This is a genomic window from Maribacter algarum (ex Zhang et al. 2020), assembly GCF_005885635.1.
Lineage (GTDB): Bacteria > Bacteroidota > Bacteroidia > Flavobacteriales > Flavobacteriaceae > Maribacter_C > Maribacter_C algarum.
The window spans coordinates 297,589-323,558 of record NZ_VATY01000004.1; the positions used below are offsets into that span (position 1 = coordinate 297,589).

28 protein-coding genes are annotated in these 25,970 nt (G+C 37.7%); 18 read left to right on the forward strand and 10 right to left on the reverse strand.

What is annotated here, in order from left to right:
* The 15 genes from FEE95_RS18250 to FEE95_RS18320 all read left to right on the forward strand — a co-directional run bounded on the left by FEE95_RS18250 (position 1) and on the right by FEE95_RS18320 (position 14,236).
* Positions 1–1,575, forward strand: coding sequence for a glycoside hydrolase family 3 protein (locus FEE95_RS18250; protein WP_138659460.1), 1,575 nt, complete (start codon positions 1–3; stop codon positions 1,573–1,575).
* Positions 1,576–2,244 (forward strand): class I SAM-dependent methyltransferase, encoded by a 669-nt coding sequence (locus tag FEE95_RS18255; protein ID WP_138659461.1) that lies wholly within the window; start codon positions 1,576–1,578, stop codon positions 2,242–2,244.
* A complete protein-coding gene (locus FEE95_RS18260; RefSeq protein ID WP_138659462.1) occupies positions 2,241–3,317 on the forward strand; it encodes an anhydro-N-acetylmuramic acid kinase in 1,077 nt (358 codons plus the stop codon). The genes FEE95_RS18255 and FEE95_RS18260 overlap by 4 nt, the downstream gene beginning before the upstream one ends.
* Positions 3,318–3,367: 50 nt before the next feature.
* The gene (locus FEE95_RS18265; RefSeq protein ID WP_138659463.1) at positions 3,368–3,628 is read left to right on the forward strand and encodes a DUF4212 domain-containing protein; all 261 of its coding nucleotides are present in this window, start codon (positions 3,368–3,370) and stop codon (positions 3,626–3,628) included.
* Positions 3,629–3,683: 55 nt separating this feature from the next.
* On the forward strand, positions 3,684–5,396 hold the full coding sequence (locus FEE95_RS18270; protein WP_138659464.1) for a sodium:solute symporter family protein: 1,713 nt from the start codon (positions 3,684–3,686) through the stop codon (positions 5,394–5,396).
* Between the two features lie 35 nt (positions 5,397–5,431).
* Positions 5,432–7,339, forward strand: coding sequence for an acetate--CoA ligase (gene acs / locus FEE95_RS18275; RefSeq protein WP_138659465.1), 1,908 nt, complete (start codon positions 5,432–5,434; stop codon positions 7,337–7,339).
* Positions 7,340–7,378: 39 nt separating this feature from the next.
* On the forward strand, positions 7,379–7,987 hold the full coding sequence (gene udk, locus FEE95_RS18280) for a uridine kinase (RefSeq protein WP_138659466.1): 609 nt from the start codon (positions 7,379–7,381) through the stop codon (positions 7,985–7,987).
* A gap of 3 nt (positions 7,988–7,990) precedes the next feature.
* On the forward strand, positions 7,991–8,338 hold the full coding sequence (locus FEE95_RS18285; protein ID WP_138659467.1) for an FtsB family cell division protein: 348 nt from the start codon (positions 7,991–7,993) through the stop codon (positions 8,336–8,338).
* Between the two features lie 179 nt (positions 8,339–8,517).
* Entirely contained in the window at positions 8,518–9,291 is a 774-nt protein-coding gene (locus tag FEE95_RS18290; protein ID WP_138659468.1) for a ParA family protein, read from the forward strand.
* Positions 9,292–10,188: a ParB/RepB/Spo0J family partition protein gene (locus FEE95_RS18295; RefSeq protein WP_138659469.1), complete on the forward strand. Its 897-nt coding sequence runs from the start codon at positions 9,292–9,294 to the stop codon at positions 10,186–10,188. It abuts the gene before it with no gap.
* Positions 10,178–10,840 carry a DUF5683 domain-containing protein gene (locus FEE95_RS18300; RefSeq protein WP_171037085.1) on the forward strand — a complete coding sequence of 221 codons (663 nt, stop codon included), beginning with the start codon at positions 10,178–10,180 and terminating at the stop codon, positions 10,838–10,840. Before FEE95_RS18295 ends, FEE95_RS18300 begins: the two co-directional genes overlap by 11 nt.
* 2 nt (positions 10,841–10,842) lie before the next feature.
* Positions 10,843–11,541: a 4-hydroxy-tetrahydrodipicolinate reductase gene (gene dapB / locus FEE95_RS18305; protein WP_138659470.1), complete on the forward strand. Its 699-nt coding sequence runs from the start codon at positions 10,843–10,845 to the stop codon at positions 11,539–11,541.
* 33 nt (positions 11,542–11,574) lie between these two features.
* Positions 11,575–13,284: a signal peptidase I gene (gene lepB / locus FEE95_RS18310; RefSeq protein WP_138659471.1), complete on the forward strand. Its 1,710-nt coding sequence runs from the start codon at positions 11,575–11,577 to the stop codon at positions 13,282–13,284.
* Positions 13,285–13,290: 6 nt separating this feature from the next.
* Positions 13,291–13,923: a WbqC family protein gene (locus FEE95_RS18315; protein ID WP_138659472.1), complete on the forward strand. Its 633-nt coding sequence runs from the start codon at positions 13,291–13,293 to the stop codon at positions 13,921–13,923.
* Positions 13,916–14,236, forward strand: coding sequence for a DUF6122 family protein (locus tag FEE95_RS18320; RefSeq protein ID WP_138659473.1), 321 nt, complete (start codon positions 13,916–13,918; stop codon positions 14,234–14,236). Before FEE95_RS18315 ends, FEE95_RS18320 begins: the two co-directional genes overlap by 8 nt.
* Here FEE95_RS18320 and FEE95_RS18325 read toward each other — a convergent pair.
* The 8 genes from FEE95_RS18325 to FEE95_RS18365 form a co-directional block, all read right to left on the reverse strand.
* On the reverse strand, positions 14,181–14,993 hold the full coding sequence (locus FEE95_RS18325; protein ID WP_138659474.1) for a CPBP family intramembrane glutamic endopeptidase: 813 nt from the start codon (positions 14,991–14,993) through the stop codon (positions 14,181–14,183). The genes FEE95_RS18320 and FEE95_RS18325 overlap by 56 nt on opposite strands.
* Before the next feature lie 26 nt (positions 14,994–15,019).
* On the reverse strand, positions 15,020–16,045 hold the full coding sequence (locus tag FEE95_RS18330) for an endonuclease/exonuclease/phosphatase family protein (RefSeq protein ID WP_138659475.1): 1,026 nt from the start codon (positions 16,043–16,045) through the stop codon (positions 15,020–15,022).
* A gap of 4 nt (positions 16,046–16,049) precedes the next feature.
* Positions 16,050–16,919: a rhomboid family protein gene (locus tag FEE95_RS18335; protein ID WP_138659476.1), complete on the reverse strand. Its 870-nt coding sequence runs from the start codon at positions 16,917–16,919 to the stop codon at positions 16,050–16,052.
* Position 16,920: 1 nt separating this feature from the next.
* Positions 16,921–17,643 (reverse strand): rhomboid family intramembrane serine protease, encoded by a 723-nt coding sequence (locus FEE95_RS18340; protein ID WP_138659477.1) that lies wholly within the window; start codon positions 17,641–17,643, stop codon positions 16,921–16,923.
* Complete coding sequence (gene mutL, locus FEE95_RS18345) at positions 17,644–19,500, reverse strand: DNA mismatch repair endonuclease MutL (protein WP_138659478.1); 1,857 nt, start codon at positions 19,498–19,500, stop codon at positions 17,644–17,646.
* Between the two features lie 452 nt (positions 19,501–19,952).
* Positions 19,953–21,155 carry a MalY/PatB family protein gene (locus FEE95_RS18355; protein WP_138659480.1) on the reverse strand — a complete coding sequence of 401 codons (1,203 nt, stop codon included), beginning with the start codon at positions 21,153–21,155 and terminating at the stop codon, positions 19,953–19,955.
* A 64-nt stretch (positions 21,156–21,219) separates the two neighbouring features.
* Positions 21,220–21,702, reverse strand: coding sequence for a 6,7-dimethyl-8-ribityllumazine synthase (gene ribH / locus FEE95_RS18360; RefSeq protein WP_138659481.1), 483 nt, complete (start codon positions 21,700–21,702; stop codon positions 21,220–21,222).
* The gene (locus tag FEE95_RS18365) at positions 21,702–22,469 is read right to left on the reverse strand and encodes a tetratricopeptide repeat protein (protein ID WP_138659482.1); all 768 of its coding nucleotides are present in this window, start codon (positions 22,467–22,469) and stop codon (positions 21,702–21,704) included. Before FEE95_RS18365 ends, ribH begins: the two co-directional genes overlap by 1 nt.
* Positions 22,470–22,594: 125 nt before the next feature.
* Here FEE95_RS18365 and recF point away from each other — a divergent pair, with 125 nt between their 5' ends.
* From recF to FEE95_RS18380, 3 genes are read left to right on the forward strand one after another with little or no spacing between them, the layout of a single operon-like run.
* Complete coding sequence (gene recF / locus FEE95_RS18370; RefSeq protein ID WP_138659483.1) at positions 22,595–23,674, forward strand: DNA replication/repair protein RecF; 1,080 nt, start codon at positions 22,595–22,597, stop codon at positions 23,672–23,674.
* Position 23,675: 1 nt separating this feature from the next.
* The gene (locus tag FEE95_RS18375; RefSeq protein WP_138659484.1) at positions 23,676–24,095 is read left to right on the forward strand and encodes a hypothetical protein; all 420 of its coding nucleotides are present in this window, start codon (positions 23,676–23,678) and stop codon (positions 24,093–24,095) included.
* The gene (locus FEE95_RS18380) at positions 24,095–24,391 is read left to right on the forward strand and encodes a DciA family protein (protein ID WP_138659485.1); all 297 of its coding nucleotides are present in this window, start codon (positions 24,095–24,097) and stop codon (positions 24,389–24,391) included. Before FEE95_RS18375 ends, FEE95_RS18380 begins: the two co-directional genes overlap by 1 nt.
* A gap of 53 nt (positions 24,392–24,444) precedes the next feature.
* On the opposite strand, the gene FEE95_RS18385 is transcribed toward FEE95_RS18380, so the two are convergent.
* Complete coding sequence (locus tag FEE95_RS18385) at positions 24,445–24,864, reverse strand: nucleoside-diphosphate kinase (protein ID WP_138659486.1); 420 nt, start codon at positions 24,862–24,864, stop codon at positions 24,445–24,447.
* A 49-nt stretch (positions 24,865–24,913) separates the two neighbouring features.
* Positions 24,914–25,939, reverse strand: coding sequence for an alkaline phosphatase D family protein (locus tag FEE95_RS18390; protein WP_138659487.1), 1,026 nt, complete (start codon positions 25,937–25,939; stop codon positions 24,914–24,916).
* Positions 25,940–25,970: the final 31 nt, after the last annotated feature.

The following is a 25,970-nucleotide window of genomic DNA, read 5'->3' on the forward strand; positions in this document are numbered from 1 at the left end:
ATGAAGAAAATACCAAATTACGAAGTCGCCAAATCTGAATTCAGCTTATCGGAAAAAGTAGGCCAGCTATTTATGCCTGCAGCATTTATTAACGATACGGAAGAAGAAATTCAAAAACTAGAAAAACTAATCCAAGAAAATGCTATTGGATCACTTTGTTTTTTTCACAGTCGTGCAAGTGCAGCAACGAACTATGAAGGTAAGAAAGAGGTAGTTTATAATGCTGAAAGTTTCGAGACTCTTAAAGCACTTATCAAACGCTACCAAAGTGTTTCAAAATATCCTCTATTAATAGCGATTGATGCTGAATGGGGACTTGCGATGCGAATTGAAAACACCCCACAATACCCTTATAATATAACCTTGGGAGCGATTCAAAAAAATGTAGGACTCGTTTTTGATGTAGGCCGAAATATTGCAAAAGACTGCAAAGCTGCAGGTATTCATTGGAATTTAGCACCATGTATTGATATTAATAACAATCCAGATAATCCGGTAATCGGATATCGTTCCTTTGGGGAAGACAAAATCAATGTGACCGAAAAAGCTTTAGCTTTTATTAAAGGAACGCAGAGTGAAGGTATTTTAACAAGTATCAAACATTTCCCTGGCCATGGTGACACTGCGACAGATTCACATTTGGGCCTCCCCTTAATTGAGAAATCCAAAGATGAGTTGGTCGCAAATGAGTTGTATCCTTTCCAAAAACTGATTGGAGAAGGTATTGATTCCGTAATGGTCGGACATTTATCAGTTCCCACGCTAGCCAATGGGCAAAAGATATCCACAAGCATATCCAAAGACATTATTAAAGGTCTTCTTAGAAATGAAATGGGTTTCAACGGAGTGGTTATTTCCGATGCCTTGAACATGCATGCAGTTTCTAAAAACTATCCAAATAAAGGAGAATTGGAATGGTTGGCATTTGAAGCAGGCAATGATGTGTTGTGTTTTGCAGAACATATTCCACAAGGAATTGAAACAATACTCAAAAATGCATTTGAGGAACGAATTGAAGAAAGTTTTCAGCGAGTTTGGAAATTGAAGGAAAGATCTTTTCAAATACAAACTCAAGAATCAAATACAAATCTTGAAAATCCTAATGAACTAAATCGAAGGCTAGCCGAAAATAGTTTGACTTTATTGAAAGGAAGCGATACCGATATTGCCACTTTTAGAAGTACTGACTTTTGCACTTTGACTATCAAACGGTCGATGCGAGACAGTGAACCAGAGGAGATTCTAGACAGACTGAAGGAAATGAAATCTGAAGTCGAAAAAGAGAAGGATATTTTGATTTTACTAACTCCTCCTCAGGTAAAACCTGCAAATATCTTTGGCTTACTTCAGCAAGAAATCGATTTTGTAAATGCTCTTATTCGGACTAAAAGTGTGGTTTTGTATCTTTTTGGAAATCCTTATGTTTTGAATCATTTGAATATTCAAAATGCCAAAGCGGTGGTCGCAGTTTATCAAAACTTTACTGAATTTCAAGATGTGGCTACGGAACATTTTTTAGGAAAATTGAAAGCAAAAGGAAAATTACCCGTATCGGTAAATATGAATGCAAATTAAATGGAACAAGAAATTCTAAAATCTTGGAATGAAAACGCTGATGAGTGGATTAAGAATTTGGAAGAAAGAAAAATCTCTTCTAGAGAAATTACCGATAAAGCTATTGTAGCTGCAATTTCGGAATTGGACGCAAACAATATTCTTGATTGTGGTTGCGGCGAAGGATGGCTTACTAGAAGCATGACTGAAATCGGAAAAAACTGTGTTGGTATTGATGCTACCTCCAGGCTTATTGAAAATGCAAGATTAAAGGGTTCTGAGACATTCCACCTAATGAGTTACGAAGACGTAATTAGCGAAGTTCAAATTCCTGAAAGTCCCTTTGATACTGTAGTTTTCAATTTTTGTTTGTATCAAAAAGATGGTCTGGTGGGGTTATTCAAAGGTATTAAAAAAGTAATTTACAAAAATGGTCATATCCTCATACAAACCTTACACCCCTACTTTTTGAAACAGCAAGGGCTACCTCAAAAGAGCCAATGGATTTCAGATTCTTGGAAAGGATTATCGGGTGATTTTAAGAATGGACATAAATGGTATGCAAGAACTTTTGAGGACTGGATGACAGAATTTTACAAGAGTGAGTTGGATTTAAAAGAGAAGATAGAAGTAAGAGATTCTGAAAAGATTCCTTTAAGCGTCATTTACATATTAACTTTAAAGTCATGAAACAATTTAAAGTTTTAGGATTAATGTCAGGCACATCATTAGATGGACTTGATTTATGCTATTGTCATATCACAAAAGATTTGGACAAATGGTCTTTTGAAATAAAAGAAACTAAAAGCATCTCCTATTCTGATGATATGCAATCGGAACTTAAAGATTCTATTTACTTAAAGGCAGATGAATTGCTTCAGTTCCATAATACTTATGGCACATGGTTAGGACAGCAAGCAAAACAATTTATTTCCGATATAAAACTTGAAGTCGACTTTATTGCTAGTCACGGACACACAACGCATCATCAGCCCAAAAACGGACTTACTTTCCAAATCGGTTCAGGACAGCATTTGGCAAATGAAAGTGGATGCAAAGTTGTTTGCGATTTTAGAACAAACGATGTTGCACTGGGTGGTCAGGGTGCGCCTTTGGTTCCCATTGGGGACCAACTGTTTTTTGGAGCATATGAACTTTGTTTGAATTTGGGGGGAATCAGTAATATATCATTAGAACAAAAAGGAAAGCGGATTGCTTATGATATTGGTTTGGCGAATATGATTCTGAACTACATCACCAGAAAAATCGATTTAGCCTATGACAAAGGGGGCGAACTTGCTGCTTCCGGAAAGGTAAATCAAAATATGCTAGATAGATTAAATGGATTGAAATACTATTTACTGCCACACCCGAAGTCCATTGGGTATGAATGGTTTGTGGAAGAGGTGGTTCCTATTGTTGACATCACCGATGATTCCATAGAAAATCTATTGCATACCTCTATTCATCACATTTGTGAAAAAGTTGCGCAACAAGTAAAACTGAATAGCACAAAAGAAGAAAGTTCCCTATTTGTTACAGGTGGTGGTGCATTGAATGATTTTTTGATTGAAACTCTCCAAGAAAAACTTGGAAAAAGCACGAAAGTAGTCGTCCCTGAAAAAGAACTTATTGAATTTAAAGAGGCAGTAGTTTTTGCTTTGATGGGAGTGCTACGAATGGAGAAAGAAATCAATGTTTTGAAATCAGTTACAGGAGCCAAAAGAGATTCTTCAAGTGGGGTACTCTATTTGCCGGCTTAAAGATTAAGGGAAATCGTTATCTTAGAAAATTATTGTAAAAACAACCAACTATGAATGACAAACAACAAAAAGCAAGTGCCTATTGGAAAGAAAATGTTAGATACCTTTTCATTCTTCTAGGCATTTGGTTTGCGGTTTCTTACGGAGCCGGAATTCTTTTTAAAGAAGCCTTGGATTCGATTCAAATAGGAGGTTTTAAACTTGGTTTTTGGTTTGCCCAACAGGGTTCCATATACGTATTTGTTATTTTAATATTTGTTTATGTAAGATTGATGAACAAGCTCGATAAGAAATACGGTTACGATGAGTGAAGTAAGACTTAAGACTAACTAAAAAACCATATACTATCAACTAACAACCAACCCTATGAGTGTTCAAACTTGGACCTATATTTTAGTCGGAATCACCTTTGCCCTTTACATAGGCATTGCCATTTGGTCAAGGGCGGGTTCTACAAAAGAATTCTATGTTGCTGGAGGTGGCGTTTCTCCGCTCGCAAACGGAATGGCAACCGCAGCAGATTGGATGTCAGCAGCGTCTTTTATTTCGATGGCTGGTATTATCGCCTTTGCCGGCTATGACGGTTCCGTTTATTTAATGGGATGGACTGGTGGATATGTACTACTAGCACTTCTGCTAGCCCCCTACTTGCGAAAATTCGGGAAGTTCACAGTCCCTGATTTTATAGGAGATAGATATTATTCAAACACGGCAAGAATCGTCGCGGTTATCTGTGCCTTGTTAGTTTCTTTCACCTATGTTGCAGGACAAATGCGTGGCGTAGGCCTAGTGTTTTCCCGCTTTTTAGAAGTTGACATCAATACTGGCGTAATCATAGGAATGATTATCGTGCTCTTTTATGCTGTGCTTGGAGGTATGAAGGGCATCACCTATACCCAAGTAGCACAATATTGTGTCCTGATTTTTGCTTTTATGGTCCCTGCAATTTTTATTTCCATCCAAATGACGGGGAACCCGATTCCTCAACTCGGTATGGGTTCCACGTTAAATGATGGTTCTGGAACATTTCTATTAGATAAATTAGACGGACTCTCCACAGAACTTGGTTTTAATGAATACACTGACGGCTCAAAATCGATGACCGATATATTCGCAATTACATTGGCACTGATGGTCGGCACCGCGGGTTTGCCACATGTAATTGTTCGTTTCTTTACAGTAAAAAGAGTTAAAGACGCACGTAAATCGGCGGGTTGGGCATTACTGCTAATAGCCATACTGTATACCACAGCTCCTGCCGTAGCAGTATTTGCTAGAACAAACATGATTAATACCGTTAGTGACCAGCCCTATGCAGATATGCCAGAGTGGTTTTCAACTTGGGAAAAAACTGAACTTATCAAATTCGATGATAAAAACGGAGATGGAAAAATTCAATATGTGGCTGATGTCAAGTTAAATGAACTAACGGTGGACAGAGATATAATGGTGTTGGCGAATCCTGAAATCGCTAATTTACCAGCATGGGTAATTGCCTTAGTAGCTGCCGGAAGTTTAGCTGCTGCGCTTTCAACGGCCGCAGGACTATTGCTGGTTATTTCCTCATCCATTTCTCATGATTTAATTAAAAAGGTACTAAAACCAGAGATCTCCGAAAAAGGAGAGCTTTGGGCGGCAAGAGGTGCTGCAACAGTAGCTGTAGTTATCGCTGGTTATTTCGGTATTGACCCACCAGGCTTCGTGGCAGCGGTAGTTGCCCTAGCCTTCGGACTGGCGGCAGCATCATTCTTTCCTGCAATTGTACTAGGAATATTTTACAAAAAAATGAACAAAGAAGGCGCCATAGCAGGTATGGTCGTCGGTATTTTACTGATGCTCTTTTATATGCTCAAATTCAAATTTGGAATTTTCGATGGTGGTAAAGCAGCAGTAGCTGGCTTAAAAGAAAGTTGGTGGTTTGGGATTTCCCCTGAAGGATTTGGTACCGTGGCTATGCTTGTAAATTTTGCAGTCTCAATTGTAGTTATGCAGTTTACACCTCCACCACCTCAAAATGTTCAAGATATTGTTGAGGATATTCGAATTCCAAGTGGTGCAGGAGCGGCTACTGGGCATTAATTATTTATTTATTTTTAAAGGAAAGAAAGCAGAAGATGAGTAATTACCATATCAAACATTTAGAAGAATATTTTCAAGTCTATCGGAAATCAGTCCGAAATCCCGAAGGATTTTGGGAAGAAATTGCTGAGGAGCATTTTGTATGGCGAAAGAAGTGGGACAAGGTTTTGGAATGGGATTTTACCAAACCTGAAATCAAATGGTTTGAAGGGGCTAAGCTCAACATCACTGAAAATTGTCTAGACCGTCATTTGCCTACTCGAGGAGATAAAACTGCAATTCTTTTTGAACCCAATGACCCAAAAGAAGAAGCCCAACATATAAGCTATAAACAATTACATGAACGTGTTTGTCGCATGGCAAATGTTCTTTCAGATCATGGAATTAAAAAAGGAGACCGGGTTTGCATTTATTTACCCATGATTCCTGAATTGGCGGTCTCAATTTTGGCTTGTGCGCGAATCGGAGCTATTCATTCTGTAGTTTTCGCTGGCTTTTCTGCAAATGCTCTTTCCACTAGAATCAATGATTCGGATTGTAAAATGGTGATTTGTTCCGATGGATCTTATCGTGGAAGTAAAACCATTGATTTAAAAGGAATTGTAGATAAAGGTTTGGAAGATTGTCCTGGTGTTGAAAATGTTCTGGTCGCAAAACGCATCAATTCCGATATTAAAATGAAAGAGGGAAGAGATAAATGGTTACAGCCACTTCTCGATAGTGCTTACGCCGATTGCAATGCTGAAATCATGGATGCCGAAGACCCGCTTTTCATTTTATATACTTCAGGTTCTACCGGAAAACCGAAGGGCATGGTTCATACAACGGCCGGTTATATGGTTTACACTGCTTATACTTTCAAAAATGCATTTCAATACACCGAAAACGATGTCTACTGGTGTTCTGCGGATATCGGTTGGATTACTGGACATTCTTACATCGTTTACGGACCTTTAGCCAACGGAGCCACTTCAGTGATGTTTGAGGGAGTGCCTTCCTACCCTGATTATGGGCGTTTTTGGGAAATCATTGAAAAACATAAAGTCAGTCAATTTTATACCGCACCAACGGCCATAAGAGCCTTGGCAAAAGAGAATCTCGATTTTGTAGAAAAACATGATTTATCATCTTTAAAAGTTTTAGGATCTGTAGGGGAACCAATTAATGAAGAAGCCTGGCATTGGTATAATAACAATATTGGTAAGAAGAAAAGTCCGATTATAGATACATGGTGGCAAACGGAAACGGGTGGAATGATGATTACTCCAATTCCATATGTGACACCCACTACTCCGACGTATGCAACCCTTCCTTTTATCGGAATTCAGCCCGCATTGATGGATGAAGAGGGCATAGAAATTAAAGGCAATCAAGTGGATGGGCGTTTATGTATTAAATTCCCCTGGCCATCCATCGCGAGAACTATTTGGGGTAACCATGACCGATATCGAGACACCTATTTCTCAGCCTATAAAAACATGTATTTCACTGGTGATGGTGCACTTAGAGACGCCGTAGGTTATTACAGAATTACGGGAAGAGTAGATGACGTAATCATCGTCTCTGGCCATAACTTAGGAACCGCACCTATTGAAGATTCCATCAACGAACATCCTGCGGTGGCAGAATCAGCTATTGTCGGTTTCCCCCATGACGTAAAAGGAAATGCTTTGTATGGCTATGTAATTCTCAAAGAGACTGGAGAAAGTAGAGATAGAGATAATCTTCGAAAAGAAATAAACCAACAAATTACAGAACAGATTGGACCAATTGCCAAACTGGATAAGATTCAGTTTGTGCCCGGACTTCCTAAAACGCGTAGTGGTAAAATTATGAGGCGTATTTTGAGAAAGATTGCGGGTAAGGATACTTCCAATTTAGGAGATACAAGTACGTTGCTAAATCCTGAAGTTGTAAAGGATATAATGGATAATGCCCTCTAATCATATTTGTTTTCTATTTTTACATCAAATTAAAAGGGTATGTTGGTTATTGGAATTGCAGGAGGAACCGGCTGTGGTAAAACCACCGTTGTCAACCAGATTATCAATGAATTACCCGATGAAGAAGTTGGGGTAATTTCTCAGGACTCCTATTACAATGACCTTTCTCATTTAACGCTTCCTGAAAGACGAGAAACCAATTTTGACCATCCTAATTCCATAGATTTTAAATTACTAGCACAGCATCTAAAAGCTCTTAAAGATGGACACTCTATCCAACAACCGGTGTATTCTTTTCTAGAATGTAATCGTAAGGAAGAAACTGTTCCTACACATCCAACCAAAGTATTGATAGTTGAGGGTATTTTGATTCTAACCAATCCCGAGATACGAGAGATGTGTGACATCAAAATCTTTGTGCATGCCGATTCCGACGAGCGACTTATCCGGAGATTAAAAAGAGACGTCAACGAACGTGGGTGGGATTTAGATGAAACTTTGGAAAAGTATCAGACCATTCTCAAACCAATGCATGACCAGTTTATAGAACCCTCCAAAGAGTATGCAGATATTATTATTCCCAACAATAAATACAATACAGTTGCCGTAGATATCGTGAGAAGTATTGTCAATGAAAAATTAGTATAATTTATGGCTTGGAAGGATTTCAAAAAAAGCAAATGGTTCAAAATAGCTACTATTTTTAGTAGCATCTACGTTTTGATTCTTACCGCTTTTGTGGTGTGGATGGTCTTTTTTGACACTAATTCCCTGCGCATTCATATGGAACTCAAGCGCGAAATAGACAACCTTGAAAAGCAAAAGGAATACCTGAAGGAGCAGATTGAAAGCGATAAGAAGATTATTGAAAAACTGTCCGACCCGGAAGAACTGGAGAAATTTGCACGGGAACAATACTATTTGAAGAAAAAGAATGAAGAAATCTATCTTATTGAGTATGAAGATAGTTTAAAATTGAAACAAAAAAAGAACGATTAACCGTTTAAAAAATCGATATACTCACCTCATTTTAAGCCAACTAAACTCCTTCTCCTACTCAGACTCAAAACTTTAACTCAATTTAACGCAAGACACGATAGTTATTCACTTTCTGTTAACAAAATTCGCCGAATAGCATCGTAAATAATTGTATTTTTACGGGCTAACTTAACATACCTATGGGCAAAATTATTGCAATTGCGAATCAGAAGGGAGGAGTAGGTAAAACCACAACAACCGTAAATTTAGCTGCTGCGTTAGGGGTACTCGAAAAGAAAGTACTGCTGATTGATGCAGATCCACAGGCGAATGCTACATCTGGCTTAGGCATAGATGTAGATAGTATCGAACTGGGAACGTATCAGTTACTTGAGCATACGAAAACTGCTGAAGAAACTATACTAGAAACATCATCACCAAATGTTGATTTGATTCCCTCGCACATTGATTTAGTTGCCATAGAGATTGAGCTGGTCGACAAAGATGAGCGTGAATACATGATGAAGAAGGCCATTACAGACTTAAAAAACAAATACGATTATATACTTATAGATTGTGCGCCTTCGCTTGGTCTTTTGACCTTGAACGCTTTGACCGCCGCTGATTCCGTAATGATTCCCATTCAGTGTGAGTATTTTGCACTTGAAGGTCTTGGGAAGCTTTTAAATACTGTAAAGAGCATCCAGAAAATCCATAATCCTGATTTAGATATTGAGGGTATGCTCTTAACCATGTACGATTCGAGATTACGGCTTTCAAACCAAGTAGTTGAAGAGGTTCGAAAGCATTTTGAAGACATGGTTTTCGAAACGGTCATTCAAAGAAATGTGCGTCTAAGCGAAGCACCTAGTTATGGAGAAAGTATTATCAAGTACGACGCGAGTAGCAAGGGTGCCGCAAATTATTTGAATTTGGCAAATGAAGTAGTAAAGAAAAATAAGGAAGTAGTATAAATGGCGAAAGCAACTAGAAAACAAGCCTTAGGACGGGGACTCTCGGCATTATTGAAGGACCCTGAAAATGACATTCAATCTGCGTCAGACAAGAATGCTGATAAAGTTGTTGGGAATATCGTTGAATTGGATATCGATTCTATAGAAGTAAATCCGTTTCAACCGAGATCTCATTTTAATGACGAAGCCTTACAAGAATTAGCATCCTCCATTCGTGAACTAGGCGTAATACAACCCATTACAGTTCGAAAACTGGATTTCAATAAATTCCAATTGGTTTCTGGGGAAAGAAGATATAGAGCTTCGAAACTTGTTGGTTTAGAGACCATTCCCGCATATATTCGTATTGCGAATGACCAAGAGTCTTTAGAAATGGCCCTGGTTGAAAACATTCAGCGCCAAGATTTAGACCCGATTGAAATTGCACTTTCCTATCAACGTTTGATTGACGAAATACAGTTGACTCAAGAAAAACTAAGTGACCGTGTTGGAAAGAAGCGTTCCACTATTGCAAACTATATGCGCCTTCTCAAGTTGGACCCTATTATTCAAACAGGAATCCGTGATGGATTTGTGAGCATGGGGCATGGGCGAGCTTTGGTAAACATGGAAACCAAAGAAGACCAGATTGCGATTTATGAAAAAATAGTAGGTAATAATCTTTCCGTTCGAGATACAGAGCGTTTGGTCAAAGCGCATCATGAAGGATTGAGTTCTACTCCTTTAGGAAAAAAAGCCACTCCCGAATTTATAAAAACTGCTAAAGATGAAATTACCAATCATCTGTCTTCAAAAGTAGTCATTCAAGCTTCGGAAAATGGAAAAGGAAAAATAACCATCCCATTTCAATCAGAAGAAGAATTTTTACGAATAAAAAAATTACTCCTTGGTAAGTAGGCAATTCATTATTTCTTTTGTTTTTGTACTTTCCGCATTCATAAGTTGGGGGCAAGAAGAAGATATTGATAATCCCGCAGTAGATTCTCTCAAAACTGATTTGAAAGGTGAAGGCTTTGTAATTGATACACTGGTCTCGAAAAGACGAAGTTTAAATCCGCTTGCACCTGCGAAGGCTGGTTTTTATTCCGCTGTTTTACCAGGTTTAGGACAGATTTACAATAAACGCTACTGGAAAGTTCCGATTGTTTGGGCTGCTATTGGAGGTGGCGCTTATGCATACGTAAACTTCGATAACAGATACAATGCATTTCGCACAGCATTTAAAAGAAGGAAGGCCGGCTTTACTGATGATGAATTCTATGACTTAAGACTAGAACCAGGGGAAGTGACTACTAGAACTACCCCAGAAATTGATGACCAACGTTTAGAAAGACTGCAAAATGACCGACAGAACGACCGTGATTTGGCGCTATTAGCTACTATTGTTTTATATGCTTTAAATGTCGTGGATGCCAACGTGGATGCCCATTTAAAACAGTTTAATATTGATGATGATTTAAGTATGGATATGGAGTTTCAACCTTACCTAGAAGTAAACCCCATAACTACCGACCCGCATTACGGTATGGCTTTAATCGTAAAGTTTTAAAGATGAAAATTGCATTATTTGGTTACGGAAAAATGGGGAAAATGATTGAGCAAGTTGCTCAACAACGAGGTCATACCATTGTTGCAAAGGTAGATGTGGATACTATTGACATTGATTTCTCATCGATGGATGTAGCCATAGATTTTAGTATGCCAGATGCTGCTTTTGGAAATATTTCTAACTGCATAGAAAATAATGTTCCTATAATATCGGGAACTACAGGGTGGCTTCAAAACTATGATAAGGCTATCGCTTTATGTAACGAAAAAAGAGGGGCTTTCATATACGCTTCCAACTTTAGTTTAGGTGTGAATGTTTTTTTTGAACTCAATTCCTACCTCGCCAAAATGATGAAAAACTTGGAACAGTATGAGGTTTCAATGGAAGAAATACACCATACTCAAAAATTGGATGCTCCTAGCGGAACGGCCATTACATTGGCTAAAGGTGTAATTGAGCATACCAATTATGAACATTGGAAGCTAGATGAAGGAAAGGAAAAAGAAATTCCCATTACCTCCAAAAGAATAGGCGTTACACCTGGTACACATACGGTGGTTTATAATAGCAAAGTAGATACGATTGACATCAAACATACGGCCCATAACCGAGAGGGCTTTGCCCACGGAGCAGTTATTGCGGCAGAATGGCTGGTGGGTAAAACCGGAGTTTTTTCAATGAAAGATGTTTTAGGATTATAAAAATTAACCATCCAACATAAATAACAAACAAAGATGGACACAACACAATGGCTCATATTTATTCTTATTATTCAAGTCATTCACTTTTTAGGAACTTGGAAACTTTATGTAAAAGCAGGAAGAAAGGCATGGGAAGCAGCTGTTCCTGTCTATAATGCTATCGTTTTGATGCAAATCATCAATCGTCCGAAGTGGTGGGTGATTTTGTTATTTATACCCATTATCAATTTATTGATGTTTCCCGTTATATGGGTGGAAACCATTCGAAGTTTTGGACGCACCAGTTTACCAGAAACTTGGTTGGTCATTCTTACCTTAGGTTTTTACATTTACTATGTCAATTATAAACTAGATGTTGAACATGTAAAGGAAAGAAGTCTCCACCCAAGAAGTGTTGCAGGTGAATGGGTAAGTTCAATAGTTTTTGCTATTGTAGCCGCAACCTTAGTCCACACTTATTTTATTCAACCTTATGTAATTCCCACTGGGTCTTTAGAACGCACCTTGCGCATAGGGGATTTGTTATTTGTCAGCAAGTTTCATTATGGGGCCAGAACACCTATGACAGCTGTTGCAGCTCCAATGGTGCATGATACGCTTCCCTTGGTTGGATTGCCCTCTTACATCAGAAAACCACAAATTCCATACTTCCGATTACCAGGATTCAAGGATATAAAAAGAAAAGAAATCGTTGTTTTTAGCTGGCCCGCGGATACCGTGCGCCAATTTCATAAAAGAGAGGCCGGAGTAATAAAACCCATCGATAAAAAATCAAACTATGTCAAGCGTTGTGTAGGTCTTCCTGGAGATTCTTTACAGATTATTGATGGCTACGTATATGCAAATGGAAAACAGCTAGAATTACCCGACCGAGCTAAGCCCATGTACAATCACGTAGTTACTGTAGATAAAAACATCAATAATTACATCAGAATACTTGGCAGGGAAAATTTAAGTGGGCTAGTTACACAAATACCGGTAAGTGTATTAGATGAAGAAAGACCCAAACAGATTGTGCAAGCTCTAAAATTAAATGAAATTAGAAGAGACTCATCATATGTTTATTTCGCCGGTCAGATTGGTGATCAAAGAGCAATTGATATACTGAAAAGTAAAACGGCCGCAAATATGGCCTTGGTCAATTTGGTGGCTGAAGACGTAAAAGGTTTAGTAAAAAAGAATGGCATTGTTTCAATTGAACGTTTCAATGAGAAAAATCCCCATACACGGGTTTTTCCTCATGATAGATCACATGCGGGAACTGTGGATAATTTTGGTCCATTCTATATACCTAAGCGAGGTGCTACAATTCCACTCACTGTAAGTACTTTGCCTTGGTATAAAAAGATAATAAAAGATTACGAACACAATACCTTAAGCGTAAAAGGAAATCAAGTACTTTTAAACGGTGAAGTGGCCAGTTCTTATACCTTTAAACAAGACTATTATTGGATGATGGGTGATAATCGCCATAGTTCAGAAGATAGCCGAATGTGGGGATATGTGCCGGAAAACCATATCGTAGGTACTCCCATTTTTATATGGATGAGCTTTGACAATTTTGTCGATGCCAAAGGCAATATGAACAAACCTTGGAAGTGGAAACCGCGCTGGGACCGTATTTTCACAACCGTAAATGGCACTGGAGAACCAGTTTCCTATTTCAAATACTTTTTGATTGCCTTAGCTGGATGGTTTGCATTTGACTTCTTTAGAAAGAAACGGAAACAGAAGAAAAGTTAATTTTCCGTGATTCATCTTTTACACCCTGCCTATATTCCGAACATTGCAACTTTCGCGGTGATTGCTCAAAATGAAGTGCGTTGGGAAGTATGGGATAATTTTCAAAAACAGACCTATCGGAATAGAGCCTATATCTGTACGGATCGCGGAAAATTGATGCTCAATATTCCCATACAACATGTAGGAAAAAATCAAGGTAGACAGTTATACAAAGATGTAAAAATAGAAAACGAGTATAAATGGCAACGTCAACATTGGCGGGCTTTGCAAACTGCTTATCGGACCTCTCCTTATTTTGAGTTTTACGAAGATGAAATCGCCCCGTTGTATACCAAAGAATACGATTACCTCCTAGATTACAATTTAAAGTCCATTGAAATCATTAGCAATTGTCTTCAAATTAATATGCCCAATTTAAAGACAGGTAAATTTGAGTTAAACCCCAAAACAGTAAGTGATGACCGATTTTTGGTGGAGGCGAAAAAGCGACTAGATTTTGTTCAGCCAGAATATGTTCAGGTTTTCGGTGACCGCCACGGATTTATTGAAAATATGAGCGTACTAGATCTGTTATTTAATGAAGGTACCAATGCCTTGTCCTACTTAAAAGCTCTGAATATAAAGCCTTTAAATGTTTAGGTTTTTTATCCACTATGGAATTCACTTCATTGTTCCAATAGCAATAGGATTACTCTTTTTCAAAGAAAATAGAGAGACAGCAATCATTATTTTACTTGCAGGTATTTTAATCGATATAGATCATTTGTTGGCGAGTCCGATTTTTGACCCAAATCGCTGTAGCATTGATTTTCATCCTTTACATACGTATTGGGCCATTGGAATATATGTTGCACTATTATTCTTCAAAAAGACTAGAATCTTCGGAATTGCTTTGCTTATTCATATTCTGGCGGATCTAGTGGACTGCTATCTTCTTCTGGGGAGATGGTAAGTAAATGAAATCGTTTCAATGCTAGATAAAGCCCTGCAAAACACACAAAAAAGAAAATAAGAATTGCGAAAAACTGATTGTCATCAGTATAAAATTCTCTTCGTTTTACAACTATTGCCAACAAATTAAATATAGCGTGATAACCCATTACCAATATCAGGGAATTCGTTCGGTGATACATATAGCCTAAAATACAACCACCTATAAAATAGTAGGCAAAACCTTGAAAATTAAGATGGACTAAGGAGAACAACGCACTAGAAAGTACGATGGCCGTTGATACTGATAAAACTCTCTTAAATTTCTTGAATAGAATCCCTCGAAAAAAAAGTTCTTCCAAAATTGGACCAATCAAGATTACATTCGCGAAATAAAAATAGGAGTCAAACTCGTTGAATTGCGAAATACTCCAATCAAAAAAAAGAATTTTACCTTCTTGTATTCTCTCAAAAAACATCCGTAAATTAAAAAAATCACTAACTAAAAATTCGAGAATAACAATAAGTAAGGCTGTGGTAATTATCTTTTTTGATGGTAGTTTTGAAACCCATTCAATTTTAAACTTCCATAGCCATAGCCCAGTGAAAACTGCTATCAAACTTCCTAGAATACTCGTGAGAGCATTCAAATTTAAAGCTATTTCAAACGAAGAATCATTTGAAAAATATTTTGATATGAGTACAAATGCCCCATATTCAAGTATACCCACAAGTACTAATATCAAAACTGCTTCTAAAACAATTCCATATCCCTTCATTTACAACCAACGTTTGAAATAAAGGATTATTTCAATTTAAAAGACGCCATAATAGGAAAGTGATCGGAGTACTCTTCGTCGTAATTCTTATGACTTTTCACTTCAAACTCCGGGTCGGCTAAAATAAAATCTATTCGAACAGGTATCCCATGAAAGTTCAATGTTCGTCCGTAACCAGAACCCTCTTCTATAAAAGTATCTACTTTATCACCTTTGATAATTTTATATGCATTTGAGAACTGTGTATTATTAAAATCACCGCAAAGTATCTGTTTGTAATTCACTGTTTTCATGTCGGCTTCAAGCATTTTGGCTTGTTGTTGCTGTATTTTGAAATTCTCGTTAAGCATTTTAAAAAGCTTATCCTTGGGCTTGTTTTGAATTATTCCTTTTCCCGGAGTAATGCCCAAAGATTGGAGATGTACATTATACACTCGAATAGTATCTTTTTTATAAAGTATATCCGCATATGCAGCGTTATTTGGGCTATCAGGAAAACAAACAAAATCCCGATTTACAATTGGGTATTTCGAAAAGATTCCTAAAAGAACCTTTCCATCCATATAAATGTAATCCAAATACTGATATGGATAATCATCAAGAAACTCCTTCTTTCTTGTGTACCCTGCTTCTTGAAAACAAATGATATCAGGCTGCTCTTTATCTATTAAGCTCTTGACATCTTCAAATACATTTGGGTTATCCAATTGGTTATATCTATTAAATCCCCTAACATTATAACTCATTATACTCAGGTCTTCCTCTTGCAAATCTTCTCCCCAAAAATTGAATTTAAGAAAGGTGCCGAGCGTAAAATATCCAAATACCAATACAAAAAGGGAAAGCCACAATTGCCTTCTTCTTTTCAACATCCAAAACAGTAAAGAGAAGAAGTTCATTCCTACCAACAAAGGAACCGTTAAACTCAAAAAAGACAGGAATGAAAATTTTTCATTTGATATGTAAGGCACCGCACAAGCTGCGAGCAGGAGCAATGCAGCTATGGCATTTAAAACAAAAACTACTTTATTAAATGCGGAGAGTCGCTTCACCTATCTAGTCTTCTTTACCTGCTTTGAATAAAAAGTCTTTTTCAGCTTTTGAAAGACTTTCGTAACCCGACTTACTAATTTTATCGAGTATTGTATCGATTTGACGCTGGTGGCTATCTTTATCTCGCTTTACCTTTGATTGGGAAGTAGCTCTATTCTTATATACCGTTTTCATTGGCGCTTTCTTTTCTTTGGTTTTGAATAGGTTTGCTAATCCGTCTAAAAATTTAGAGAAACCAGCACCGATATCTCTACCTTCCATAAGTTTACGGGCATACATATAGCCCAATAAAGCTCCACCTAAGTGAGCAATATGGCCTCCAGCATTTCCCATTGGGATTTGAATTAAATCTTTCAAGACAAAGAAGGCCCCAATATACCAGAGCTTAACATTAAAAAAGATGAGCCTAATCTCTTGATTGGGAATATAAGTGCATATAAAAATAAGAACCGCCATTACTCCTGCCGAGGCACCAATCATTTGAGAAGTATTTTCGAGAAAAGCAGGGAAAATATTATAACTTAATAAGAAGGCTGTTCCACCAGCTATTACACCTAAAAAGTAAATATTAAGAAACTTCTTGCCATCGAACAGATTGAGAAGAATTCTACTTGCAAAATAGAGAATGAGCATGTTCATGAGAATATGCCAAAAATCTGCGTGAAAAAAGGAATAGGTTACAATGGACCAAGGTTGTGAAAAGAAATCAAGTAAACTTTTAGGTAACCAGAACCATTGAGAAATACTATCAGGATGCAGTTTAAAAAGAAACGGAACCAAATAATTTACAATGTAAACAGCCACATTAATCGCTATTAGTTTTTCAGCGATACTTAATCGGGCATATTGATATCGTAGTCCTCCAGTTTTCATATTAGTTCCAACGGTTTTTGTTGAATTGATTCTTTTTCCAGTACCAGACCATAAACAATCCGAAAAGTGCTCCTCCGATATGTGCAAAATACGCGATGTTACCTCCACCCCCACTAAGGCCGTAGTATAAATCCCCTAAAAATAGAATTGGAATAGCGAACTTTACTTTAATCGGAATAGGGAAAAGCTCTCTCTCGGGGTACATAAAAGCGAACGCAGCCAAAATACCAGAAGTCGCCCCGGAAGCCCCGACTAAATGTGTCATATAATTGCTAATCATCCCCTCAACCAAACTTCCAGGGATTATATCATACCATCCAGGCATATACCTTCCTTGCGACATTAAATCAATTATTTCATTTTCGGAAACCCCAGCATCAACGAGTGCCGAAATTCCTTGATTAAATTGATAATAATTTACTCCTGTTTGAACCAATGCAGCACCAATGCCTGCAGAAAAAAAGAAAAAAAGAAATTTTTCTTTACCCCATACCATTTCCAAAGAAGTACCAAACATCCATAACGCTAACATATTGAAAAAAATATGGTCAGGCCCGCCATGCATAAACATATGCGAAACAAACTGCCACCATCCGAAAGGCTCAGCCTTTGGAAACCACAGCGCAAACCATTCTATCATGATATCGCCATAAAGAGAAGTGGCTATAAAGAATAGAACATTCAATATAAGTAAGTGTTTTACTCCTTCTGTAATTCTAAACATCTAAATGAATTTTCTATCAATATCGTTTTCGGTAATTGTAATATATACAGGTTTATTAAACGGACTAACCAATGGCTCCTTACAAGCAAATAAATCATTGACTAGTGCGGTTTGTGACGTGCTTTCCAAAATTTCACCAGTCTTTACCGAGAGTGTTTTAGCAAGGGTTTTAGCAACAATATCGGTTTGTGAAAAACTGTTTCCTGAAACCTCCATTTGATAATCAGAAATCAATTGATCAAGTACCATTCCTACTTCACTCTCAGAAACCAAAACTGGAACTCCTTTTATTTCAACAGTTTCATCACCCATGGCTCCAAAAATGAAGCCAATCGTATTCAAGCTTTCTTTAATTTCTTCTAAAATGGCTCTATCATTAATAGAAAAGGAAAGTGACAGTGGAAAAAGTAATTGCTGACTTACAGCCTCTTTAACGGTAATATTCTTTAAGAATTTCTCGTATAAAACACGTTGATGTGCACGGCTTTGATCAATTACAATCATGCCTGACTTGATGGTAGTAACAATATATTTTCGTCGCAATTGAAACGTTGTACTACTGGTATTCAAAGATTCTTTTTCTTCGTCAAATACAGACCCAGTAATGGTATCTGACTCAAACTGCATACTTCTAAAAGCAACCTCTTTCCCAATTTCAGATTCTAAGCCGGTGTATAGACCTTCCCAGGATTGATTGCTTACTTTGCTTCCTTTTTGATATGAGGCTGCACCTTTTGTAGCCACTTTTTCTTGAAATGGGTTAAAACTGGAATCAACAGCAACGCTCGGCAATTCAGCTTCTTTATTTTTATAGGCATAGGGAGTTTCCAAATTTTGATCCTGTTCAAAATCTAAAGCAGGAACTATGTTGAATTGCCCTAAGCTATGCTTTACGGTAGATCTCAAAATTGCGTACAAGGTATGCTCATCATCAAATTTTACCTCCGTTTTGGTTGGATGAATATTAATATCTATGGATGCGGGGTTTACATCCAAATACAAAAAGTAGCCTGGGTAAGTATCCGGCTTTATAACTCCTTCAAATGCCGAAACTACGGCGTGGTGTAAATACGGACTTTTAATAAACCGATTGTTTACAAAGAAAAACTGTTCTCCCCTACTCTTTTTGGCAAACTCAGGCTTGTTGATAAAACCAGATATCTTAACAACCTGTGTTTCCTCCGCTACTGGCACAAGTTTCTGATTTGTTTTCGCGCCAAAAATATTTACGATACGCTGACGATAATTACTTTTTGGAAGGTTGAACATCTCACTTCCATTATTATGAAAATGAAAGGCAATATTTGGATGAGCCAATGCCACTCTATGAAACTCATCCGTAATGTGCCTTAGTTCAACCTGATTTGATTTCAAAAAATTACGTCTTGCCGGAATATTAAAAAAAAGGTTTTTTACTGCCATGGAAGTACCCGTAACAGTAGCGCCAACTTCCTGTGAAATTATTTTACTACCCTCTATCTTCAAAACAGTACCTAACTCCTCAGCTTGGAGCTTAGTTTGCATTTCTACATGAGCAATGGCGGCAATAGATGCCAATGCCTCACCACGAAAGCCTTTTGTATTTAAATCAAAAAGGTCTTCGGCCTTCTGAATTTTAGAAGTTGCATGACGTTCAAAACTCAATCGCGCATCTGTAGGACTCATACCGATTCCATCGTCGACCACTTGGATTAGGGCTTTGCCTCCGTCTCGAACAATAAGCATAATGGTACTAGCACCAGCATCAATAGCATTCTCCAGAAGTTCTTTGACCACTGAAGCCGGCCGCTGCACTACCTCACCCGCCGCTATTTGATTGGCTACATGGTCAGGCAGAAGTTTAATAATATCTGCCATTAGCTAGAGTAGAATATAGAAAGATCGAAATCGATGATATAGAGAAAAATAAATACTAGTATGGAAATAATTACAAGTAAGCGTATACGCATATTGCGATCACCTTTCCTTCTTGAGTCTTCAAGGATGTTATTGAATTTTTTTTTCAAGCCTCTATTAGAGCCTGCAGTAGTTCGATACTGATCAAACTTATATTCAATTTTGAACGGATTACCCTCCTTATCACTTTTATAATATCGTGGTTGGTAATCAAAGTCTTTGGCACGCCCCAATTTTGTGAATTTGCTTAAGAATCCCATAGTATCAAAGTTACTTAAATTCAAAAAAAATGCTGTAGTTCTTCTGCCAAAAAATGTTAACAGAATTGAATAAGCCCATTCGCATCCAAATAGCCGGTATCATGAGTACAAATACAGTACCAAATTTCAAAACTGATCGCCATTATCGAGGCACTATGTTGTGCTATTTCGAATTGCCTTTGCAATGCGATCTAAACCTTTATGAAGACGAGCTCTAGGGCAAGCTAAATTCAAACGGATATGACCAGCACCGTTCGCCACAAACATATTATCCCCCTCCAAAAGCACTCCCGCCTTATTTGCAAAGAACAAAGTCAAGTTTTCTTCATCTGGTAAATAGGCGCCAATATTAACCCAGGCAAGGTAAGTAGCATCCGGAATTTTAAAAATGGCCTTGGGCAAATATTCAGATAAATAGTCTTTTAAAAATTCAAAATTTCCATCCAAATATTCTTTTAGTTCAGAGAGCCATTCATTACCATGGGAATAGACAGCCTGGGCCGCCGCAATGCTTAAGGGATTATCAATGGGGATTTCCTTTTGCTGCCAAAGCGTGCGCAATTCGTCATTAGGAATGATAATATTTGCAATCATAAAACCTGCCATATTAAAGGTTTTACTGGGTGCCATGCAGGTGATGATTTGGTCACTTTCAGGAAAAAGGCGTGCAAGGGGAGTAAATGTTTTTTCGGTTCTCAAAAGGTCACAATGTATTTCATCAGAAATAATCATGACATCGTTCTCCAAACATATTTCTCCAAGTTGACGAAGTTCATCATCTGACCAGACACGTCCTGTAGGATTATGTGGGTTACAAAAAATGGTCAAAGTTACTTTTTCGTCTTCCGCTTTTCTTCTAAAATCCTCAAAATCTATAGTATAATTACCATTTTCATTGATTAAATCAGAAGTAATCAATTCTCTATTGCTGCCCTCTGTTGCCAGCTTAAAAAAAGCATAGGAGGGGGTCATGATAAGCACTTTCTCATCGGGAGCGCAAACGTACTTGACAAGCGAAAATAATGCCGGAATCACACCATGGGAAGTAACCAAATGATTTGGCTTAAACTCCCAGTCATAATGTAGTTTTGACCAGTTTAAAAAAGCTTGCTTGTAGTTAGGGTCAAATATTTGTGAGTATCCGAAAATACCATGTTCCGCTCTATCCTTTACTGCCTTGGAAACTGCTGGAGGTGACTTAAATTCCATATCCGCAATCCACATCGGAATCAAATCTTCATCTGAATAATCAGATTCAAAGGCATCACTGCCTCCAAAGAGGTAATTGCGATAACCATTTAGACTCATCGCATTTGTATTTCGGCGATCTATGATTTCATCAAAATTGTATTTCATAATCCGTGTATCTACACGGAAAATACATTTTAAAATTGAATTGAAAACAAAAGAGGGTTTGATTTTACGCTCCGAGAGTCGCCATTTTGATAGCCGCAATGGCAGCTTCCGTACCCTTGTTGCCGTGTTTGCCACCACTGCGTTCTTGAGCCTGCTGCAAGGTGTTGTCTGTGAGAACACAAAAAATTACTGGAGTATTAAATTGAACATTTAAATCTTTGATTCCTTGAGCAGTTGCACTACAGACAAAATCAAAGTGTTTCGTTTCACCTTGAATAACACTTCCTATGGCGATAACGGCATCAACTTTGGTGTCCAATATCATTTTTTTACAGCCAAAAGTCAATTCAAAACTCCCTGGAACATCCCAACGAATAATATTTTCTGAACTGGCACCACAGTCTAACAAAGCTTCCAAAGCTCCTGTGCAGAGTTCTTCCGTGATTTCAGAATTCCATTCAGAAACAACAATCCCAAACCGAAGGTCTTTCGCGTTTGGGATTGTTGCTTTATCGTAAACCGATAAATTTTTATTTGCCGTAGCCATTAGTTTCCACTTTTAGCCATTCCAATAAATGCATCAATTGTCTGAGCCTCATCAGATTTTGAAAACTCGTCTTTAATTCTTTGGAAATATCCTAAGGCCTTATCGTTTTGGTTTAATTCCAAGGCTGTAATTCCCGCTTTATATAAAAACTTTGGAGTTGTAAACTCATTGGCATTGTGGCTAATTGCCTGCTCATAATAACCTAAGGCATCGGCCGCTTGACCTAGCTGCATGAACGCATCGCCAAGTCCGCCTTTCGACAAGGCACCCAAAACAGCATCATCAGAAGAGAAATCCTCTAAATAATCCACAGCTTTCTCGTACTCATTCATATTTAGATAGGCCATTCCTGCAGAATAGTGCGCAAGGTTTGCTGCCTTTGTTCCATTGTATTCTTCAATGATTTCTAAGAATCCATATTTACCTTCAGCCCCTTCCAGCGCCAAAGTGAATAAGGAATCCTTTTGAGTTGGACTATTTACTGCTTGGTCAAAGTATTGCTGAGGATAGTACATTTCGTTTGCAGCACTTTCTTCCTTTGGAGCTTGAATAAACTGGTTATAGGCCAAATAACCTAATACACCGATAGCAACTACACCAATAATACCTAAAATAATATTTTGGTTCTTGGCAACCCATTCCTCACTACGAGAGGCACTTTCATCTAAGGTACTAAACACCTCAGCTGTTGTGCTTTCCTGCTCATCGAACTGTTGCTGCTCCGCTTTATTTTTAGGTTTAAAACCTCTTTTCTTATATGTTGCCATCAGAATTTTTATTGGTCGCGCAAAAATAAAGTTTTTATTGAAATCGTGAGCCGTATTTATTCGTTATTTTTCGATAATTTGCATCTTCTTAGGCGACTCGAATCAAAAATACTTCGGCACACGGAATGCTTCTAAAGAATTTATCACTTATCAATTATAAAAATTTTGAGTCGGCTGAGTTCGATTTCGACACCAAAATAAACTGTTTTGTAGGTGCAAATGGTATCGGAAAAACAAATGCTTTAGACGCTATTTATCATCTTTCTTTAGGTAAAAGTTACTTTAACCCTGTAGCCACTCAAAATATCAAACATGGCACCGATTTCTTTGTTATAGATGGAACATTCGAAAATGGAGAACGAGAAGAAAAAATTGTTTGCAGTCTCAAACGTGGGGCAAAAAAAATAATAAAAAGAAACGCCAAGGCCTACGAGCGTTTATCTGACCACATTGGTTTATTACCCTTGGTGATTATCTCTCCAGCTGACAGCGACCTAATTGTAGAAGGCAGCGATACACGAAGAAAGTTTATGGATGGTGTAATTTCGCAGTCCGACAAGGCCTATTTGCAAGATCTTATCAAATACAACAAGGTGCTTTCACAACGGAATTCACTTTTAAAATACTTTGCTGCAAATCAAACATTTGACGCCACAACTCTTGCAGTTTACAATGAGCAATTAGTAGAGTATGGAAAGCCCATTCATAAGAAACGGACGGTTTTTTTGGAGACTTTTATTCCTATTTTTATTGAACAGTATCGTATTATTTCTGGGGATAATGAGGTTGTTTCCCTTACCTATGAATCGAAACTTACCAATACGGATTTCCTCAGTTTACTAGAAAAAAACATTGATCGTGATAAGGCGCTCCAGTATACAAGTGTTGGTATTCACAAAGATGATTTGAGTTTTAAAATTACTGATTATCCTATAAAGAAGTTTGGAAGTCAAGGACAGCAGAAATCCTTTTTGATAGCACTGAAATTTGCACAATTTCATTTCATGAAGGAATTAGCAAAAACCACTCCTATTCTACTCTTAGATGATATTTTTGACAAGCTCGATGAAAATCGCGTGAGTCATATTATAGCGGTGGTTGATAATAAGAATTTTGGACAAATCTTCATTAGTGACACCCATCCTGAACGAACTGAAAATGTGGTGAAAAACATTCATCAGTCTTATAAAATCTTTAAATTGTAATATGAAGTATTTCAGTTTCATATTTTCTTTTTTAGTACTCCTCGGATGTACCACAAAAATAGCTCAACAAGATATTTCAAAGCTTAATGGATATTGGGAAATTGAACAAGTTACCTTCCCGAATGGAGAAACCAAGGAGTTTACCGTAAATCCTACCGTGGATTATATTGAATTGGATGGATTGAAAGGTTTCCGAAAAAAAATGCAGCCCAAATTCGATGGAAGCTTTACAACTTCGAACGACGCAGAACCTTTCCTAATTCAAGAGAATAATGGTGAATTCAAAATCCATTATAAAAATGCCATGAGTGAATGGTCGGAAGTTATAAAATCAATTTCACAAGATAAATTTTCGGTTACAAACCATGATACCTTGACCTATACCTACAAACGTTTTCAATCCATTAATTTAGAAGAATAATGGCGAAACGACGAAATGACAATTTGAATATGGGCGAAGCCCTGAATGAGTTTATTAAAGCTAACAAACTCGAAAAAGGCATAGACAAGGTAAATGCCAAAGAGGCTTGGGTAAACCTTATGGGCAATGGGGTCAACAATTACACGACGGCGGTTGAACTTCGTAACCAAACTTTATTTGTTTCGCTTTCTTCCTCAGTTCTCCGAGAGGAATTAAGTCTTGGGAAATCGAAAATTATCGCAATGCTGAACGAAGAATTGGGTAAGGAATTGGTGACAAAACTAGTTTTGCGGTAATAAAAAACCCAACAAGCTAAACTTATTGGGTTCCTTCAGTATAAATTATCAGTCTAGTAAATCTCTCTACCAGCAAAATGAAATGCACCTTCAATAGCGGCATTCTCATCACTATCTGAGCCGTGAACGGCATTTTCTCCGATACTGGTTGCATATAATTTACGAATTGTACCTTCGGCAGCTTCAGTAGGGTTTGTAGCACCAATCAAGGCACGAAAATCCTCAACTGCGTTATCTTTTTCTAATATTGCGGATACAATAGGTCCTCTCGTCATAAAATCAACCAATTCACCGTAAAATGGGCGTTCACTGTGAACCGCATAAAATTCTTGTGCATCTCTCTTGCTCAATTGCGTATACTTCATAGCTACAATCTTAAAACCAGCAGAGGTAATTTTATCCAAAATTCCACCGATATGTCCGTTTTCAACGGCATCAGGCTTAATCATTGTAAAAGTTCTATTTGTCGTCATGTTTCAAAATTTTGTGCAAAAGTACAGTTTATTTGGCAATCGGCAAGTATTAATACGACTGTCTTAACTCTCCTAAAACCGCTCCTCCATCTCCCATCATTTTAAATACAACCTCGCCTTTATCGAAATCAAATTCTAACACTCCAAAGCTTTCCGTACTTACCACTTCTCCAACTCTAAACGGATTTGGTTCACCACTAAATTTAGAATAGGCATGTGTCAAACCACTACTTGTAAAATCAATCAACGGGTAATTCATCCCTTCTATTTTAGTTTTTGAAAATTCTGAAATGTGCCGATCTCCCGATAATACAATGACACCCTTGGCCTTAGAATCTGCAACCAATTCATTAAACCGATCAACTTCGTGTGGGAAGTTGCCCCAGCATTCAAAACCGTGCTCGTTAGAGAGAAATTGAATACTACTTATTACAACATTGAAATCTGAACTAGAATTGGCCAATTCACCTGCTAACCATTCCCATTGAACTTCCCCCAAAATTGAGCCCTCTCCATAAGTATTTGGTTTTAAACGTTTATTAGTTTCGGTATCTGGGGTAATCGCAGTCCGAAAATACCTCGTATCCAAAACAATAACCGAAACGGTTCCCCACGAAGTACGATAATGGTGAGACGTATAAACTCCTTCTTGTTTTCTTCTTGGGCTATTCTTTGGAACATCTAAGAAATTCAATAATTCTTGTTGGCTATCCTGTTTCGCTGAAAATTCAACTCCCCCATCATTTAATCCGTAATCATGGTCGTCCCAAGAACCAATTACTGGAACTTCACTTTTCATGTCCTTATATCCTACTACCTCGTTTTGAGCCGCGTACGTGCGTCTTAGTTCGGTCATATCATCTGTGTCGGCATACACAATATCACCGCCCCATATCCAAACATCAGGATTAGAAGCCTTAACGTCATCCCACAATAGATTCGGCAAATCGTGTTTATTACAGGACCCAAAAGCAATGGTGAAATCAGATTTTCCAATAGTGGCCGAAACCTGAGTTTTTGGAGTTTTACATCCGAAGAGAAATAAAACACTTAAAATTGAAACGAATTTTAGCATCCTTATCTGTATTGGTTTATCCAACAAAAAT

Excerpts from the sequence above, each read along its gene's own strand:
- FEE95_RS18250 (WP_138659460.1), top strand. The coding sequence starts at position 1 with ATGAAGAAAATACCAAATTACGAAGTCGCCAAATCTGAATTCAGCTTA.
- FEE95_RS18255 (WP_138659461.1), top strand. The coding sequence starts at position 1,576 with ATGGAACAAGAAATTCTAAAATCTTGGAATGAAAACGCTGATGAGTGG.
- FEE95_RS18260 (WP_138659462.1), top strand. The coding sequence starts at position 2,241 with ATGAAACAATTTAAAGTTTTAGGATTAATGTCAGGCACATCATTAGAT.
- FEE95_RS18265 (WP_138659463.1), top strand. The coding sequence starts at position 3,368 with ATGAATGACAAACAACAAAAAGCAAGTGCCTATTGGAAAGAAAATGTT.
- FEE95_RS18270 (WP_138659464.1), top strand. The coding sequence starts at position 3,684 with ATGAGTGTTCAAACTTGGACCTATATTTTAGTCGGAATCACCTTTGCC.
- acs (WP_138659465.1), top strand. The coding sequence starts at position 5,432 with ATGAGTAATTACCATATCAAACATTTAGAAGAATATTTTCAAGTCTAT.
- udk (WP_138659466.1), top strand. The coding sequence starts at position 7,379 with ATGTTGGTTATTGGAATTGCAGGAGGAACCGGCTGTGGTAAAACCACC.
- FEE95_RS18285 (WP_138659467.1), top strand. The coding sequence starts at position 7,991 with ATGGCTTGGAAGGATTTCAAAAAAAGCAAATGGTTCAAAATAGCTACT.
- FEE95_RS18290 (WP_138659468.1), top strand. The coding sequence starts at position 8,518 with ATGGGCAAAATTATTGCAATTGCGAATCAGAAGGGAGGAGTAGGTAAA.
- FEE95_RS18295 (WP_138659469.1), top strand. The coding sequence starts at position 9,292 with ATGGCGAAAGCAACTAGAAAACAAGCCTTAGGACGGGGACTCTCGGCA.
- dapB (WP_138659470.1), top strand. The coding sequence starts at position 10,843 with ATGAAAATTGCATTATTTGGTTACGGAAAAATGGGGAAAATGATTGAG.
- lepB (WP_138659471.1), top strand. The coding sequence starts at position 11,575 with ATGGACACAACACAATGGCTCATATTTATTCTTATTATTCAAGTCATT.
- FEE95_RS18320 (WP_138659473.1), top strand. The coding sequence starts at position 13,916 with ATGTTTAGGTTTTTTATCCACTATGGAATTCACTTCATTGTTCCAATA.
- FEE95_RS18325 (WP_138659474.1), bottom strand. The coding sequence starts at position 14,993 with ATGAAGGGATATGGAATTGTTTTAGAAGCAGTTTTGATATTAGTACTT.
- FEE95_RS18335 (WP_138659476.1), bottom strand. The coding sequence starts at position 16,919 with ATGAAAACTGGAGGACTACGATATCAATATGCCCGATTAAGTATCGCT.
- FEE95_RS18340 (WP_138659477.1), bottom strand. The coding sequence starts at position 17,643 with ATGTTTAGAATTACAGAAGGAGTAAAACACTTACTTATATTGAATGTT.
- mutL (WP_138659478.1), bottom strand. The coding sequence starts at position 19,500 with ATGGCAGATATTATTAAACTTCTGCCTGACCATGTAGCCAATCAAATA.
- FEE95_RS18355 (WP_138659480.1), bottom strand. The coding sequence starts at position 21,155 with ATGAAATACAATTTTGATGAAATCATAGATCGCCGAAATACAAATGCG.
- ribH (WP_138659481.1), bottom strand. The coding sequence starts at position 21,702 with ATGGCTACGGCAAATAAAAATTTATCGGTTTACGATAAAGCAACAATC.
- FEE95_RS18365 (WP_138659482.1), bottom strand. The coding sequence starts at position 22,469 with ATGGCAACATATAAGAAAAGAGGTTTTAAACCTAAAAATAAAGCGGAG.
- recF (WP_138659483.1), top strand. The coding sequence starts at position 22,595 with ATGCTTCTAAAGAATTTATCACTTATCAATTATAAAAATTTTGAGTCG.
- FEE95_RS18375 (WP_138659484.1), top strand. The coding sequence starts at position 23,676 with ATGAAGTATTTCAGTTTCATATTTTCTTTTTTAGTACTCCTCGGATGT.
- FEE95_RS18380 (WP_138659485.1), top strand. The coding sequence starts at position 24,095 with ATGGCGAAACGACGAAATGACAATTTGAATATGGGCGAAGCCCTGAAT.
- FEE95_RS18385 (WP_138659486.1), bottom strand. The coding sequence starts at position 24,864 with ATGACGACAAATAGAACTTTTACAATGATTAAGCCTGATGCCGTTGAA.
- FEE95_RS18390 (WP_138659487.1), bottom strand. The coding sequence starts at position 25,939 with ATGCTAAAATTCGTTTCAATTTTAAGTGTTTTATTTCTCTTCGGATGT.